The organism is Streptomyces sp. GESEQ-35, from assembly GCF_017948485.1.
Taxonomy (GTDB): Bacteria; Actinomycetota; Actinomycetes; order Streptomycetales; family Streptomycetaceae; genus Streptomyces.
Window position 1 is genome coordinate 67,587 of record NZ_JAFFSX010000023.1, and the last position, 16,030, is coordinate 83,616.

The window sequence follows — 16,030 nt, forward strand, 5'->3', positions numbered from 1 at the left end:
CCCTCCTCGCCCTCGCCTCGACCGGCTCCCGTGCGCAGTCCACACCACCTGCGGACGCAACCCTTCCGCCGCTGGTCACACGGGGGAAGGCACCCGCCGGGCCGCCGAGTTATGCCCTCGCACCTCTTAGAACGGCCGGGGTCCAAGCTAAGATCCCCAGGCGCGTAGCCCATTCGGCTGATATGAGACGCCCAGCGGCACGAGGGCAGTGACTACAACGGCGCGATGTCCGGCGCCCCCAGCCGCGCCGCGTCCGCCGTCAGGTCGTCCGGCTGACGCTGCGACTCCCGCTCCGCCTCCACCCGCTTTTCGTAGTGCTGGATCTCGCGCTCGATGTGGTCCTTGTCCCAGCCGAGGACCGGCGCCATCAGCTCGGCGGCCTCGCGGGCACTGCGCGTCCCCCGGTCGAAGGTCTCGATGGAGATGCGGGTGCGCCGGGTCAGCACGTCGTCCAGGTGCCGTGCGGCCTCGTGCGAGGCGGCGTACACGACCTCGGCGCGCAGATAGTCGTCGGCGGCCTGAAGGGGCTCGCCCAGCGAGGCGTCCGCGGTGATGAGTTCGAGGACCTCCTCCGCCATCGCCCCGTACCGGTTCAACAGGTGCTCCACGCGCACCACATGGAGCCCCGTGCGGGCGGCGATCCGGGCTCGCGCGTTCCACAGCGCCCGGTATCCTTCGGCGCCGATCAGCGGGACGTCCTCGGTGACACACTCGGCGACCCGCAGGTCGAGGCCGTGCACCGCCTCGTCCACCGCGTCCTTGGCCATCACGCGGTACGTCGTGTACTTGCCGCCCGCCACGACCACCAGCCCCGGCACCGGATGCGCAACGGTGTGCTCGCGCGACAGCTTGCTCGTGGCGTCCGACTCACCCGCGAGCAGCGGACGCAGTCCCGCGTACACACCCTCCACGTCGTCGCGCGTCAGCGGCACCGCGAGCACGGAGTTCACATGCTCCAGCAGATAGTCGATGTCGGCGCTGGAGGCGGCCGGGTGTGCCTTGTCGAGGTCCCAGTCGGTGTCGGTCGTGCCGATGATCCAGTGCCGGCCCCACGGGATGACGAACAGCACGGACTTCTCGGTGCGCAGGATCAGGCCGGTCGAGGAGTGGATGCGGTCCTTGGGCACGACCAGGTGGATGCCCTTGGAGGCGCGGACGTGGAACTGTCCCCGCTCCCCCACCAGCGCCTGCGTGTCGTCGGTCCACACGCCCGTGGCGTTGACGATCTGCTTGGCGCGGATCTCGTACTCCCCGCCCGCCTCCACGTCCTGGACCCGGGCGCCGACCACGCGTTCGCCCTCGCGCAGGAAACCGGTCACGCGCGCGCGGTTGGCGGTCTTCGCCCCGTACGCCGCGGCCGTGCGCACCAGGGTCGCAACGAACCGGGCGTCGTCCATCTGGGCGTCGTAGTACTGCAACGCGCCGACCAGTGCCTCCTTCTTGAGGGCGGGGGCGACGCGCAGGGCGTGACGGCGGCTCAGGTGGCGGTGTACGGGCAGGCCCCGGCCGTGGCCGCGGGCCATCGACATGGCGTCGTAGAGCGCGACGCCCGAGCCGGCGTACAGGCGCTCCCAGCCCTGGTGTTGCAGCGGATACAGGAACGGAACCGGCTTGACGAGATGCGGGGCCAGCCGCTCCAGCAGCAGCCCGCGCTCCTTCAGCGCCTCCCGAACGAGCGTGAAGTCGAGCATCTCCAGATAGCGCAGGCCGCCATGGATCAGCTTGCTGGACCTGCTCGATGTGCCCGATGCCCAGTCACGCGCCTCGACCAGTCCCGTGGACAGGCCGCGCGTCACAGCGTCGAGGGCGGTGCCCGCGCCGACCACACCGCCGCCCACGACCAGCAGGTCCAGCTCGTGCTCGGCCATTGCTGCGAGTGACTCGGCGCGCTGCGCCGGTCCCAGTGTCGCTGTCCTCACCGCTGCCTCCCGCTGTCGGTCGCGCCGGTCCCACCCGTCGGGTGAACCCCGTACGTCTCCCCCATGCCCAAATTCTGACCGGCTTGCCCGACTTCAGCCACCGCCCGTCCGTCGACCTGTGGACAACTTTCACCGACCCGCGAGAAGACACAGGAAGACACAGGAAAATCAATGCCGCATAACGGTCATATTTACTCCTAGTGTGACATTGCGCTGGCCTGTCCTGTCCACAGGGGCTTGCGCACCTGTCCCGCTTCGGCTACTGGGAAGGACGGCCCACGCCATGCCCGCAGATCTCGCCGTCATCGGTCTCGGCCCGTACGGCCTGCCCCTGGCCCAGGCCGCCGTCGCCGCCGGCATCCCCACGCTCGGCTACAAGACCGGGCCCGAGCCCGGCTCCCTCAGCCCCGCCGAACTGCGCCGGATGCTCTCGGGGGGTTTCCGGCCGACCACCAATCCGGCAGAGCTGGGCCGGGTGCGTACCGCCGTCATCTGCGCCCCGACCCCACGGGGCGCGGACGGCGGGCTCGACCTCGGCCAGGTGGAGGCCGCCGCGCGCACCCTGGCCGCCCGGCTGCGCCCGCACACCACGGTGATCCTCGAATCCCCCGTGCACCCGGGCACCACCGAGGAATTCCTCCGCCCGCTCATCGAAGAGGGCTCAGGACTGCGCGCGGGCCGCGACTTCCACCTCGCCTACTCCCCCAGCCGGGTCGACCCCGGCAACCGCGACTTCACCCCGGCCAACACCCCCAAGGTGATCGGCGGCCTCACCCCCGCCTGCACCGAGTCGGCCGCCGCCTTCTACGGCCGCCTCACCGACAAGGTGGTACGCGCGCGTGGCCCGCGCGAGGCCGAAACGGTGCAGCTCCTGGAGAACAACTTCCGGCACGTCAACGTCGCCCTCGTCAACGAGATGGCCGTCCTCTGCCACGACTTGGGCGTCGACCTCTGGGACGTCATCCGCTGCGCGGAGACCAAGCCGTTCGGCTTCCAGACCTTCCGCCCCGGACCGGGCGTCGGCGGCCACTCCGTCCCGCAGGACCTGACCGGCCGAGGGGGCCGCAGCCTGCGCATGGTCGAACTCGCCCAGCAGGTCAACAACCAGATGCCCCGCTACGTCATCCAGCGCGCCGCCGCCCTCCTCAACGAGCACGGCAAGTCGGCCCGCGGCGCGCGCGTACTCCTCCTCGGCATCACCTACAAGCCCGACCTCGCCGACCAACAGTCCACGCCCGCCCAGGAGATCGCGGTCCGGCTGATGGAGCTCGGCGCCTCCGTCAGCTACCACGACCCGTACATCCCGTCCTGGAACGTCCTCGACCGCCCGGTCCCGCGCGCGGACTCCCTGTACGAGGCCGCAGCCGACGCCGACCTCACGATCCTGCTCCAGCAGCATCGGACGTACGACCTCCAGGGCCTCTCGGTGAAGGCGCAGCTGCTGCTCGACACGCGCGGGGCCACGCCTACGGGGGCGGCGCATCGGTTGTGAAGGGGGCCCGGTCACCCCCGCCGGGTGCACCGAGCCCCTTCGCTCAGGCCGAGCGCGGCGTCAGCGCTTGTGCTGCGAGTCCGCCACCGTGACCTCGACCCGCTGAAACTCCTTCAGCTCGCTGTATCCGGTCGTGGCCATCGCCCGCCGCAGTGCACCGAAGAAGTTCATGGAGCCGTCCGGGGTGTGGGACGGGCCCGTGAGGACCTCCTCGATCGTGCCGACCGTGCCGAGGTCGACCTTCTTTCCGCGCGGCAGCTCCTCGTTGACCGCCTCCATGCCCCAGTGGTGCCCCTTGCCCGGCACATCAGTGGCACGGGCGAGCGGGGAGCCCACCATCACCGCGTCCGCACCGCAGGCGATCGCCTTGGGCAGGTCGCCGGACCAGCCGACGCCGCCGTCCGCGATCACGTGGACGTACCGGCCACCGGACTCGTCCATGTAGTCGCGGCGGGCGGCCGCCACATCCGCCACCGCCGTGGCCATCGGGACCTGGATGCCCAGCACATTGCGCGTGGTGTGTGCCGCGCCGCCGCCGAAGCCGACGAGAACGCCCGCCGCGCCGGTGCGCATCAGGTGCAGGGCCGCGGTGTACGTGGCGCAGCCGCCGACGATCACCGGGACGTCGAGTTCGTAGATGAACTGCTTCAGGTTGAGCGGCTCGTGCGAACCCGAGACATGCTCGGCGGACACCGTCGTACCGCGGATGACGAAGATGTCGACGCCCGCGTCCACGACCGCCTTGGAGAACTGGGCCGTGCGCTGCGGGGAGAGCGCGGCCGCGGTGACCACGCCCGAGTCGCGCACCTCCTTGAGGCGGCGGCCGATCAGCTCCTCCTTGATGGGCGCGGCGTAGATCTCCTGGAGGCGGCGGGTGGCCGCCTCGACGGGCAGGCCGACGATCTCGTCGAGCAGCGGTTGCGGGTCCTCGTACCTCGTCCAGAGGCCTTCGAGGTTCAGCACGCCGAGGCCGCCGAGCTCACCGATGCGGATCGCGGTGGCCGGGGAGACGACCGAGTCCATGGGGGCGGCCAGGAAGGGCAGGTCGAAGCGGTAGGCGTCGATCTGCCAGGCGATCGAGACCTCCTTCGGGTCCCGCGTACGGCGGCTCGGGACGACGGCGATGTCGTCGAAGGCGTACGCCCGGCGGCCGCGCTTGCCGCGCCCGATCTCGATCTCAGTCACGTGTGTGGCCTTTCCCTGATGCGTTTCAGCGTCTTCCAGTATCGCCGACGGGTACGACAAGGGCGGCCCCGGATGCTCCGGGGCCGCCCTTGGACACGCTTCACGCGCGCGTGCGCGTCACCTGCTGCGGCTGTAGTTGGGCGCCTCGACCGTCATCTGGATGTCGTGCGGGTGGCTCTCCTTGAGGCCCGCGGAGGTGATCCGCACGAAGCGGCCCTTGGTCTCCATCTCCCCGATGGTGGCGGCACCCACGTAGCCCATGGTCTGGCGGAGACCGCCGACGAGCTGGTGCAGCACGTTGGCCAGCGGGCCGCGGTAGGGCACCTGACCCTCGATGCCCTCGGGCACGAGCTTGTCGTCGGCGGCGACCTCGGCCTGGAAGTAGCGGTCCTTCGAGTACGACCGGCCCTGGCCGCGGGACTGCATGGCACCGAGCGAGCCCATGCCGCGGTACGACTTGAACTGCTTGCCGTTGATGAACTGAAGCTCGCCGGGCGACTCCTCACAGCCCGCGAGGAGGCTGCCCAGCATCACCGTGTCGGCACCGGCGGCCAGCGCCTTGCCGATGTCGCCGGAGTACTGCAGACCGCCGTCGCCGATCAGCGGGACGCCTGCCGCGCCGGCGGCGAGGGACGCTTCGTAGATGGCGGTGACCTGCGGGACGCCGATACCGGCGACCACCCGGGTCGTACAGATCGAGCCGGGGCCCACGCCGACCTTGATGCCGTCGACACCGGCATCGATCAGGGCCTGGGCGCCGTCGCGCGTGGCGACGTTGCCGCCGATCACGTCGACGTGCACGCTCGACTTGATCTTCGACATCCAGCTGAGGGCGTTGCTGTTGTGGCCGTGCGAGGTGTCGACGACCAGGAAGTCCACACCGGCCTCGGCGAGCGCCTGGGCGCGCTCCAGTGCCTCGGGGCTGGCGCCCACGGCCGCACCGACGATCAGCCGGCCCTCGGAGTCCTTGGCCGCGTTCGGGTACTGCTCGGCCTTCACGAAGTCCTTGACCGTGATGAGGCCCTTGAGGAGGCCCGCGTCGTCGACCAGGGGCAGCTTCTCGATCTTGTGGCGGCGCAGCAGCTCCATGGCCTCGACACCGGAGATGCCGACGTGCCCGGTGACCAGCGGCATCGGGGTCATGACCTCGCGCACCTGGCGGGAGCGGTCGCTCTCGAAGGCCATGTCGCGGTTGGTGACGATGCCGAGCAGCTTGCCGGCCGGGTCGGTGACCGGGACACCGCTGATGCGGAACTTGGCGCACAGGGCGTCGGCCTCGACGAGGGTCGCCTCCGGGTGCACCGTGATCGGGTCGGTGACCATGCCCGACTCGGACCGCTTCACCAGGTCGACCTGGTTGACCTGGTCCTCGACGGAGAGGTTGCGGTGCAGCACGCCGACGCCGCCCTGGCGGGCCATCGCGATCGCCATGCGGGACTCGGTGACCTTGTCCATGGCCGCCGAGAGCAGCGGGATGTTCACACGGACGTTGCGGGAGATGCGGGACGAGGTGTCGACCGCGTTGGGGAGCACCTCGGATGCGCCCGGCAGCAGCAGCACGTCGTCGTAGGTCAGCCCGAGTGTCGCGAATTTTCCGGGCACTCCGTCGACGTTGGCAGTCATGACACCTTCCCCAAATGGCCTTGATCGGTGCGGATGTCCATGCTAACGGGAAGCATGGGTCGCAAATTCCACGGTTCTGGGTGACCCGGGGCTTCGTATGTTCGTACGGAGTACAGGGGCCAGCTGCTCAAAAAGGGTGCGGCCGACCGGGCTCCTACTGCTCCGCGAGCGCCCTCAGCCTGCTCAGCGCGCGGTGCTGCGCCACTCGGACCGCACCGGGTGACATTCCCAACATCTGACCCGTCTCCTCCGCAGTCAACCCCACGGCGATACGCAGCAGCAGCAGCTCCCGCTGGTTCTCCGGCAGGTTGGCCAGCAGTTTCTTCGCCCACTCGGCGTCGCTGCTCAGCAGCGCACGCTCCTCCGGGCCCAGTGAGTCGTCCGGGCGTTCCGGCATTTCGTCGGACGGAACCGCCGTGGAACCGGGGTGGCGCATGGCTGCCCGCTGGAGGTCGGCGACCTTGTGGGCGGCGATGGCGAAGACGAAGGCCTCGAAGGGGCGACCGGTGTCCTTGTAGCGCGGAAGGGCGAGGAGGACGGCGACGCAGACCTCCTGCGCGAGGTCCTCGACGAAGTGCCGGGCGTCGCCCGGGAGGCGGGACAGACGGGTCCGGCAGTAGCGCAGGGCCAGGGGATGGACATGGGCGAGCAGGTCGTGCGTGGCCTGCTCGTCCCCGTCTACGGCGCGATGAACGAGCGCTCCGATCACCGTCGTTTCGTCATCGCGCATCGGTCCATGGTGCCTTGCGGCCGTGTGGTCCGTGGCACCGCGTCCGTTGTTGTGCACCGAAGCGTTATGAGCAGGTGCGCCGGAACTCATCCCCTGCGCCCTCCCCTTTTGCTCGACCGACTCGTCCCCGAGAGACTCCACACCTCAAGGATGCGGCATCCGCGCCGAAACAAGCAGCGGGCACCGACAGCACCACTTGACCGGAGGCGCATCCGCGCCCCCAAAGGGGCGCGGGACAGCATCAACATGCGGCTACCGCCGCGTGGGCGCGACCGGCCACAAACGACCCGCACCGAGGCGACGGCCTGCACCGACCGAGCTCTTAGCGAACCAGACCCCACCGGAACCCGAGAGCCACCGCATGCGCCCGGTCCGAAGCGCCAAGCTTCTTGAACAGCCGCCGCGCATGCGTCTTGACCGTGTCCTCGGAGAGAAACAGCTCGCGCCCGATCTCCGCGTTGGAGCGCCCGTGGCTCATGCCTTCCAGCACCTGAATCTCACGCGCGGTGAGAGTCGGCGCCGCGCCCATCTCGGCCGAGCGGAGGCGGCGGGGGGCCAGTCGCCAGGTCGGGTCGGCGAGGGCCTGCGTGACCGTCGCGCGCAGCTCGGCCCGGGAGGCGTCCTTGTGGAGATAGCCCCGGGCGCCGGCGGCGACCGCGAGGGCCACGCCGTCCAGGTCCTCGGCGACGGTGAGCATGATGATGCGCGCACCAGGGTCGGCGGACAGCAGCCGCCGGACGGTCTCGACGCCGCCCAGACCGGGCATGCGTACGTCCATCAGAATCAGGTCCGAGCGATCGGCGCCCCAGCGGCGGAGGACTTCCTCGCCGTTGGCCGCGGTCGTCACGCGCTCGACGCCGGGCACGGTCGCAACCGCTCGGCGGAGCGCCTCTCGGGCAAGCGGGGAGTCGTCGCAGACGAGGACGGATGTCATGGCCGTCCTCCGCAGCTGATGCACGTCACCTTGAGCCTCCAGGCTGGTACGAAATCGTCACCTGTGCGGTCGACCGCCTCGGACGCCTGCCCGAGCGCTTGTTGGTTCAACCGCCTCCGCACTCTCAACGACGGTCACTCGAAAGAGTTACGGGGCCGTGCGCCGTCTTCGGCACTCTACGTGAGGGGGCGGACACGGTGGAGACGCGCGCAGCAGACCCACAACGTTTCATCACAACCATGCCCCATTTAGCCCTATTTCTTCCCATCAGCTGGCGTTTGAGGCTAGATTCGCAATGAGTCATATTTTCATCTTGTTAGATCGTAGATGTACGGTCGTGGACACCGTATCCGCCCAGAACGGCTACAAGGGGTCACGTAATGGCAGATTTCTCCCGCCTTCCCGGACCGAACGCGGACCTGTGGGACTGGCAGCTCCTGGCCGCCTGTCGCGGGGTGGACAGCTCGCTCTTCTTTCATCCGGAGGGTGAGCGCGGTGCGGCGCGGAGTGCTCGCGAGAACTCGGCCAAGGAGGTCTGCATGAGGTGCCCGGTCCGCGCGCAGTGCGCGGCACACGCCCTGGCGGTGCGCGAACCGTACGGCGTATGGGGCGGCCTGACCGAGGACGAGCGCGAAGAGCTCATGGGGCGGGCCCGCAACCGGCTGGTGTCGGCATCACCGGCCGGCGGGCACCACGCTTCGAACACCTGAAGGAACGTTTCTGCTTGACCGGCGTATCCGAGGGATCCACCGGCCGCTATCGCGCCGCCGCCCGCGCCAGCTGCTCCAGCGTCGCCGCCACCGCAGGCACCTGCGCCAGGTCGGGCAGCGTGAGCGCCACGATCTCCCGCCGGACCGCCGGTTCCAGCGTCACTGTGCGCGCTCCCCGGGGCCGTACGGACTCGATGGCGAGCTGAGGCAGGACGGCGACGCCCAGACCAGCGCCCACCAGGCCGACCACCGCCGGATAGTCGTCGGTCGCGAAGTCGATGCGGGGCGTGAAGCCCGCGCCCTCACACACCTCGACCAACTGGCCGCGGCAGCGCGGACAGCCCGCGATCCAGGGCTCGGCGGCGAGTTCGCCGATGGCGACGGAGTCCGCGCGCCCGAGTCGGTGGCGTTCCGGCACCAGCGCGACGAGCCGGTCGCGCAGCAGCGGTCGTACGACGAGGTCGTCCCATTCCCCGGCGCCCGCCGCGCCCTCGTAGCGGAAGGCGAGGGCGATGTCGCAGTCGCCCTCGCGCAGCATCTCGACGGAGCGCGGCGGTTCCGCCTCCTCCAGGGAGACGCGGGTGCCGGGGTGGGCGGCGCGCAGGGCGGCGAGGGCGGTGGGGACGAGGGTGGAACTGCCGCTGGGGAAGGAGACCAGGCGGACGCGGCCCGCGCGCAGGCCCGCGATCGCGGCGACCTCCTCCTCGGCGGCGGTGAGTCCGGCGAGGATGCCGGAGGCGTGCCGGACGAGGGCGTCGCCGGCCTGGGTCAGGCGCATCTCGCGGCCGGTGCGGATCAGCAGGGGGGTGCCGACCGAGGCCTCCAGGGCCTTCATCTGCTGGCTCACGGCGGGCTGGGTGCAGCCCAGTTCGCGGCCCGCCGCGGAGAAGGAACCGGTAGCGGCCACGGCACGCAGGACACGGAGATGTCGGGCCTCGATCACCCCTTGAGCATAAGCGGTCCTTGGGTACGACGCCGAATATCCCGTCGACACTTTGGGTTCTGGTCGCCTAGCGTGCCGTCATGAAGATTCTGTCTGTGAATCTGGGCCGTCCGAAGTCCGTGCCGTACACGGACCAGGCGGAGGGCGTGACCGGTATCGACAAGCGGCCGGTGGACGGGCCGGTGCAGGTGGCGGCGCCCGGGCCCAAGGGAGTCGGGGCGAGCGGGGTGGCCGGGGACGCGGTGTGCGAGACCCGCCACCACGGCGGCGACGACCAGGCCGTCTACGCGGTGGCGCGCGAGGATCTCGACGACTGGGAACGGGAGTTGGGGCGCCCCCTGGCGAACGGCACGTTCGGCGAGAACCTCACGACGGTGGGCCTGGACGTGTCCGGGGCGCTGATCGGCGAGCGCTGGCGCATCGGCGCCGACGTGGTGCTGGAGGTCACCTGCGGGCGGATTCCCTGCGACACCTTCCAGGCCCACATGGGTGAGCGGAGGTGGGTGAAGCGGTTCACGGCGAAGGGGGCGCCGGGCGCGTATCTGCGGGTGATCGAGCCCGGGGAGATCCGTGCGGGCGACCCGGTCGAGATCGTGCACCGGCCGGATCACGACGTGACCGTCGCCGTGCAGTTCCGGGCGGTGACGACCGAGCGGGAGCTGCTGCCCCGGTTGCTCACGGCGGGCGCCGCTCTCCATCCGGAGGCGCTGGACAAGGCACGGGCATACGTGGAGAAGTACGGGGCCTGACGTGCTCTCACCGGCCCGTCCTTCGCCTGCGCTTCACCTTCCGGGAGGGCCTGTGCAGAGAGCGGACGGGCGGGCTCCGGGTGTTTAACCTTGCGCCATGACAACGGCTCTCATCACCGGATCCACCGCGGGCATCGGCGCCGCGTTCGCGCGGCGGCTGGCGGCCGACGGGCACAACCTCGTCCTGGTCGCACGGGACACCGAGCGGCTCGCGGAGCAGGCGACCGAACTGCACGACCGGCACGGCATCGAGGCCGAGGTGCTGGCCGCCGACCTCGCCGAGGACGCCGGCATCGACGCGGTGGCCGCCCGACTCGCCGACCGCAAGAACCCCGTCGACCTGCTGATCAACAATGCGGGCTTCGGCAACAAGGGCCGCTATCTCGACGTGTCCATGGCCGACGAGCTGAAGATGATCAAGGTGCACTGCGAGGCCGTGCTGCGGCTGACCTCCGCCGCGACGGAGGCGATGCGGGACCGCGGGCGGGGCGGTGTCGTCAACGTCGCCTCGGTCGCCGCCTTCGTGCCGCGCGGTACGTACGGGGCGTCCAAGGCGTGGGTCGTGCAGTTCACGCAGGGCGCGGCGCGCGATCTGGCGGGCAGCGGTGTGCGGTTGATGGTGCTCTGCCCCGGCTTTGTCCGTACGGAGTTCCATCAGCGGGCCGGGATGGGCACGGACAACATCCCCGGCTGGATGTGGCTGGACGCCGACAAGCTGGTGGCGTCGGCGCTCGGTGACCTGGCGCGGGGCAGGACGCTGTCGATTCCCGACCCCAGGTACAAGGTGCTGATGGGCATGGCGAAGGTGGCGCCGCGAGGGCTGCTCGGTGGGATCACCTCGAAGACGGGGCGCAAGTACGGGCCGCAGTAGAGCGCGCCTTCGGGTAACCGGAGGACAATGGAACTGTTCGACCGGACCTTCGGGGGACGGAGGCGGCGCCATGACGTTCGTACAGCTCATCGACTGCAGGACGAGCCGGTTCGACGAGATGAACCGGCTGATGGACACGTGGGTCGAGCAGACCAAGGGGAAGCGGACCGCGACGCACAGTGTGATCGGCAAGGACCGGTCCGACGCGTCGCACTTCATCGAGATCGTGGAGTTCCCGTCGTACGAGGAGGCGATGCGGAACTCGAATCTGCCGGAGACCGACAAGGTCTTCCGGGAGATGGTCGCCCTCTGCGACGAGATGCCGACGTTCACGGATCTGGACGTGGTGCGCGACGAGCAGTTGTACGCAACCACCGCGCGGCGGTTCTTCGACGTGCTGGCCGGGAAGAGCGATGCTCCCACGTTCAACGACGTGCTCATCGAGGACTACCACGACCACGATCCGAGCAACCCGCAGGACGTCGTCGGGCTCGACGCGATCCGGCGCGAGGCGGAGATGTGGCGGGGTGGCTTCGACTTCTCGTTCACCGTCGAGGACCAGCTGGCCCAGGACGACCGGGTGTGTACCCGCTGGACCTGGAACGGCCTGCACAAGGGTGACTTCCTCGGGATCGCGGCCACCGGGAAGCGCGTCTCCATGACCGGGACGACCATCCACCGCTGCACTCCGGACGGGAAGATCGCCGAGGGCTGGTGGCAGTACGACCGGCTGGGGCTGATGGAGCAGTTGGGGGCGCTGGACACACTGGAGCAGTAGGGCAACACGAAGGCCCGGCACCCCTGGGGGTGCCGGGCCTCGGTGCTGACGTACGTCAGTGGGAGTGGCCGTGGCCCGCGGCGGCGGCCGGCTCTTCCTCTTCCTTCTTCTCGACGACCAGGGTCTCGGTCGTGAGGAGGAGGGAGGCGATGGAGGCGGCGTTCTCCAGGGCGGAGCGGGTGACCTTCACCGGGTCGATGACGCCGGCCTTGACCAGGTCGCCGTACTCGCCGGTGGCGGCGTTGAAGCCCTGGCCCTTGTCGAGCTCGGCGACCTTGGAGGTGATGACGTAGCCCTCCAGGCCGGCGTTCTCGGCGATCCAGCGCAGCGGCTCGACGACCGCGCGGCGGACGACGGCGACACCGGTGGCCTCGTCGCCGGTCTTGCCGAGGTTGCCCTCGAGGACCTTGGCGGCGTGGACGAGCGCGGAGCCACCACCGGAGACGATGCCCTCCTCGACCGCGGCGCGGGTCGCGGAGATGGCGTCCTCCAGACGGTGCTTCTTCTCCTTCAGCTCCACCTCGGTGGCGGCGCCGACCTTGATCACGCACACGCCGCCGGCCAGCTTCGCGAGGCGCTCCTGGAGCTTCTCGCGGTCCCAGTCGGAGTCCGTGGACTCGATCTCGGCCTTGATCTGCGCGACGCGGCCCGCGACGCCGCCCTTCTCACCGGCACCGTCGACGATCGTGGTGTCGTCCTTGGTGACGGTGACACGGCGGGCGGAGCCGAGGACGTCCAGACCGACCTGGTCGAGCTTGAGGCCGACCTCCTCGGAGATGACCGTGGCGCCGGTGAGGACCGCCATGTCCTCCAGCATCGCCTTGCGGCGGTCGCCGAAGCCGGGGGCCTTGACGGCCACCGCGTTGAAGGTGCCGCGGATCTTGTTCACGACGAGGGTGGAGAGGGCCTCGCCCTCCAGGTCCTCGGCGATGATCAGCAGCGGCTTGGAGGAGTTGGACTGGATGACCTTCTCCAGCAGCGGCAGCAGGTCCTGGATGGAGGAGACCTTGCCCTGGTTGATCAGGATGTACGGGTCGTCGAGGACGGCCTCCATACGCTCCTGGTCGGACACCATGTACGGCGACAGGTAGCCCTTGTCGAAGGCCATGCCCTCGGTGAAGTCCAGCTCCAGACCGAAGGTGTTGGACTCCTCGACGGTGATGACACCGTCCTTGCCGACCTTGTCCATCGCCTCGGCGATCAGCTCGCCGACCTGCTGGTCCTGGGCGGACAGCGCGGCGACGGCGGCGATGTCGGACTTCTCGTCGATCGGGCGGGCGGTCGCGAGGAGCTCCTCGGAGACCGCGGCGACCGCGGCGTCGATGCCCTTCTTCAGGGCGGCCGGGGAGGCGCCGGCGGCGACGTTCTTCAGGCCCTCGCGGACCAGCGCCTGGGCCAGCACGGTGGCGGTGGTGGTGCCGTCACCAGCGATGTCGTTGGTCTTGGTCGCCACCTCCTTCACCAGCTGGGCACCGAGGTTCTCGTACGGGTCCTCGATCTCGACCTCGCGGGCGATCGTGACACCGTCGTTGGTGATGGTAGGGGCGCCGAACTTCTTGTCGATGACGACGTTGCGGCCCTTGGGGCCGATCGTCACCTTGACCGTGTCGGCAAGCTTGTTGACGCCGCGCTCGAGGGCGCGACGGGCGTCCTCGTCGAACTTCAGGATCTTCGCCATGGGAGCGTGAGCCCTCTCGGGAATCTAGGTGAAATTAGCCGCGCCCCCGGCGCCCGGCTCATTACGTCGCGGGGGGCCAGGGGCGCAGCTCAAAGCAAATGTGCTTCGAGGTGAACTACTTCTCGATGATCGCGAGCACGTCGCGAGCCGAGAGGACGAGGTACTCCTCGCCGTTGTACTTCACTTCGGTGCCGCCGTACTTGCTGTACAGCACGATGTCGCCAACGGCGACGTCGAGCGGAAGACGGTTACCGTCCTCGAAACGGCCCGGGCCCACCGCAAGGACGACGCCCTCCTGGGGCTTCTCCTTCGCGGTGTCCGGGATGACCAGGCCAGAGGCCGTGGTCTGCTCGGCGTCGAGCGGCTGGACCACAATGCGGTCCTCGAGCGGCTTGATGGCAACCTTGGAGCTGGCGGTCGTCACGATCCGACCTCCCCCTTCGGAGATCTCACGGGGTTAACTGTCTGAGGTGGCGACCAGGTCGATCCGTCGTCGCGGGTGCCGGACCTGCCCGTCGCTGTTGGCACTCTCCAGTGGGGAGTGCCAGAGCCGACACTATGACCGCGATTAGCACTCGGTCAAGCGGAGTGCCAATGCCTGCGGCGCGTCGGCGGAATCTTGTGGACGTCCGTTGCCTGGAACCCCGGCGTTTTACCTCCTGGGGGCTGCGCCCCCAGACCCCCGCTTCGGCCTGGCGGCCTCGTCCTCAAACGCCGGACGGGCTGAGTTGGCTACAGGTAATCCTCCAGGCGCCCCACCGACAGCCCCGCCCCCGCCACCCTGCGCAGCACCTCCTCCGTTCGCTCCCACAGGGGTGGGCCGGTGGGGTCATCGGGGCCGATCAGGATGATGTCGCCGGGGTGCAGGGGGGCGGCGTCGCTGTCGGCGGAGGTCCAGAGGACCACGGATGAGAGGCCGCAGTCGGCCGCCGCGCGCCGGGTTGTCGTGTCGTAGCGGCCGTGGGGTGGGCGGAAGAGGCGGGGGCGGATACCGAAGCGGGACCTGAGTTTGTCCTGCTGGCCGCAGATCTCGGCGCGCTGGCCGGCGTACGGCAGGCCGGGCAGGGCGGCGTGGTCGAGGGTGTGGTTCTGGATGCTCGCGCCGACCGACTGGAGGCGCGCGAAGTGGCCGTAGCCCGGGCCCACGACGCTGTCCGTGAGGAACATGCTGACCGGAAGGCGCCGTTCGCGGACCATGTCGACGAAGCGGGGGTCCTTCTCCGCACCGTCGTCGTAGGTCAGGAAGACCACCTTGTCCGTCGTGCGGACCCGGTCCACCACGGGCGGGAGACGCCGGTCCGCCCCGGGGCCATGCTGGCTCACCCGTCCGGCCGCCTTCATGCCCAGGCGTTCGATGGGGTCGACCGACTGGGCGCAGCCGGTGAGCAGCGCGGCGGTCAGCGCGAGCGCCCCGGCCGCGCGCAGCCTCACAGGTAGTCCTCCAGCCGTGCCACCGCGTACCCCTTCGCCGTGACCTTCTCCAGGAACCGTCGGACCATGTCGGGCATCGTGCCCTTCCAGTCCTCCTTGCCGCGGAAGTGGCTCAGGACGATGTCGCCGGGATGCAGATCACGGTCCCACTCGCGGTACTCCCAGTGGTCGGCGAAGACCTCCTCGTTCCAGAGGGGCGCGTACTTGATGCCGCAGGCCCTCGCGGCGTACAGGGTGTCCGCGTTGTAGTTGCCGTAGGGCGGGCGGAAGAGGACCGGGCGTTTGCCGTAGTGCTTCTCGATCACGTTCTGCATGCCGCAGATCTCGCGCTTCTGGCGGTAGTACGACAGGCCCGGCATGTAGCGGTGGTGGAGGGTGTGGTTGTTGAGGCCCACGCCCGCCTGCTGCATGCGTTTGAAGTAGGCGTAGTCCTCCTTCACCAGGTAGTCGCTGAGGAACGCGGTGTACGGGATCCGCAGCTCGCGCATCATGCGCAGGAACGCCGGATCCTTCTCGGCGCCGTCGTCGATGGTGAGGAAGACGACCCGCTGCCTGGTCGGGATCGTGGTGAAGATCGGGGGGAGCTCCTCATGGCCGTCCACCTCGAAGCCCTCGCGGGTCTTGATCTTCGGTTTCGTGGCCGGGGGCGGCGGGGCCGTCAGGGGGACCTTGGACAGACCCCAGCGTTTCGCGGCGGCGCGACGGGCGGCCTGGAGCGCGGCGCGCTTGGCACGCTGGTCATGGGCCTTGGCACCGGGCGCCTCGCGTGGCTGCTGGCCGGCGGCGGGCCGGGCCGTGGAGGCGCCGTCCGCGCAGCCCGAGGCGATGGCCGTGGCGGCGAGCACGGCGATTCCGGCACGGATCCGCCGCTTCCGATACGCCCCACATTTGTCATTTTGTACGACTACTCGCATGGAGCCGGATCCTCGCAGCCACCGGCCCCGAACCCGGGCCGACACCGCCGCAGCTCGTGCACCATCCACCGAC

Annotated in this window: 15 protein-coding genes; 5 read left to right on the plus strand and 10 right to left on the minus strand. The window is 69.7% G+C overall.

Annotated features, from left to right (window positions below; translation table 11 throughout):
* Positions 1–212: 212 nt before the first annotated feature.
* Complete coding sequence (locus KCH87_RS34520; protein ID WP_210591524.1) at positions 213–1,919, minus strand: glycerol-3-phosphate dehydrogenase/oxidase; 1,707 nt, start codon at positions 1,917–1,919, stop codon at positions 213–215.
* A gap of 283 nt (positions 1,920–2,202) precedes the next feature.
* Here KCH87_RS34520 and KCH87_RS34525 point away from each other — a divergent pair, with 283 nt between their 5' ends.
* A complete protein-coding gene (locus tag KCH87_RS34525; protein WP_210591526.1) occupies positions 2,203–3,411 on the plus strand; it encodes a nucleotide sugar dehydrogenase in 1,209 nt (402 codons plus the stop codon).
* Between the two features lie 60 nt (positions 3,412–3,471).
* Here KCH87_RS34525 and KCH87_RS34530 read toward each other — a convergent pair whose 3' ends face one another.
* The 4 genes from KCH87_RS34530 to KCH87_RS34545 all read right to left on the minus strand — a co-directional run bounded on the left by KCH87_RS34530 (position 3,472) and on the right by KCH87_RS34545 (position 7,883).
* Positions 3,472–4,596, minus strand: coding sequence for a GuaB3 family IMP dehydrogenase-related protein (locus KCH87_RS34530; protein ID WP_210591528.1), 1,125 nt, complete (start codon positions 4,594–4,596; stop codon positions 3,472–3,474).
* Positions 4,597–4,713: 117 nt separating this feature from the next.
* Positions 4,714–6,219, minus strand: a complete 1,506-nt coding sequence (gene guaB / locus KCH87_RS34535) for an IMP dehydrogenase (protein ID WP_210591529.1) — start codon at positions 6,217–6,219, stop codon at positions 4,714–4,716.
* A gap of 154 nt (positions 6,220–6,373) precedes the next feature.
* Positions 6,374–6,949, minus strand: a complete 576-nt coding sequence (locus tag KCH87_RS34540) for a sigma-70 family RNA polymerase sigma factor (RefSeq protein ID WP_060901477.1) — start codon at positions 6,947–6,949, stop codon at positions 6,374–6,376.
* Between the two features lie 322 nt (positions 6,950–7,271).
* Positions 7,272–7,883 (minus strand): response regulator transcription factor, encoded by a 612-nt coding sequence (locus KCH87_RS34545; protein ID WP_003948568.1) that lies wholly within the window; start codon positions 7,881–7,883, stop codon positions 7,272–7,274.
* Between the two features lie 380 nt (positions 7,884–8,263).
* Between KCH87_RS34545 and KCH87_RS34550 the strand changes: the two genes are divergently transcribed.
* Positions 8,264–8,593: a WhiB family transcriptional regulator gene (locus KCH87_RS34550; RefSeq protein WP_210591531.1), complete on the plus strand. Its 330-nt coding sequence runs from the start codon at positions 8,264–8,266 to the stop codon at positions 8,591–8,593.
* Between the two features lie 46 nt (positions 8,594–8,639).
* Here the strand turns inward: KCH87_RS34550 and KCH87_RS34555 are convergent, their stop codons facing one another.
* A complete protein-coding gene (locus KCH87_RS34555; protein ID WP_210591534.1) occupies positions 8,640–9,536 on the minus strand; it encodes a LysR family transcriptional regulator in 897 nt (298 codons plus the stop codon).
* Positions 9,537–9,616: 80 nt separating this feature from the next.
* Here KCH87_RS34555 and KCH87_RS34560 point away from each other — a divergent pair, with 80 nt between their 5' ends.
* The 3 genes from KCH87_RS34560 (at position 9,617) to KCH87_RS34570 (ending at position 11,934) form a co-directional block, all read left to right on the plus strand.
* Positions 9,617–10,285, plus strand: a complete 669-nt coding sequence (locus KCH87_RS34560) for an MOSC domain-containing protein (RefSeq protein WP_210591536.1) — start codon at positions 9,617–9,619, stop codon at positions 10,283–10,285.
* A gap of 97 nt (positions 10,286–10,382) precedes the next feature.
* A complete protein-coding gene (locus KCH87_RS34565) occupies positions 10,383–11,156 on the plus strand; it encodes an SDR family oxidoreductase (RefSeq protein ID WP_210591539.1) in 774 nt (257 codons plus the stop codon).
* A 70-nt stretch (positions 11,157–11,226) separates the two neighbouring features.
* Positions 11,227–11,934 carry an ester cyclase gene (locus KCH87_RS34570; RefSeq protein ID WP_210591541.1) on the plus strand — a complete coding sequence of 236 codons (708 nt, stop codon included), beginning with the start codon at positions 11,227–11,229 and terminating at the stop codon, positions 11,932–11,934.
* A gap of 55 nt (positions 11,935–11,989) precedes the next feature.
* Here KCH87_RS34570 and groL read toward each other — a convergent pair whose 3' ends face one another.
* The 4 genes from groL to KCH87_RS34590 form a co-directional block, all read right to left on the minus strand.
* On the minus strand, positions 11,990–13,612 hold the full coding sequence (groL, locus tag KCH87_RS34575) for a chaperonin GroEL (RefSeq protein ID WP_210591543.1): 1,623 nt from the start codon (positions 13,610–13,612) through the stop codon (positions 11,990–11,992).
* Between the two features lie 115 nt (positions 13,613–13,727).
* Positions 13,728–14,036 (minus strand): co-chaperone GroES, encoded by a 309-nt coding sequence (groES, locus tag KCH87_RS34580; protein ID WP_004927089.1) that lies wholly within the window; start codon positions 14,034–14,036, stop codon positions 13,728–13,730.
* Between the two features lie 308 nt (positions 14,037–14,344).
* On the minus strand, positions 14,345–15,043 hold the full coding sequence (locus tag KCH87_RS34585; protein ID WP_308298990.1) for a polysaccharide deacetylase family protein: 699 nt from the start codon (positions 15,041–15,043) through the stop codon (positions 14,345–14,347).
* Complete coding sequence (locus KCH87_RS34590) at positions 15,040–15,957, minus strand: polysaccharide deacetylase family protein (RefSeq protein ID WP_210591545.1); 918 nt, start codon at positions 15,955–15,957, stop codon at positions 15,040–15,042. Before KCH87_RS34590 ends, KCH87_RS34585 begins: the two co-directional genes overlap by 4 nt.
* Positions 15,958–16,030 lie beyond the last annotated feature (73 nt).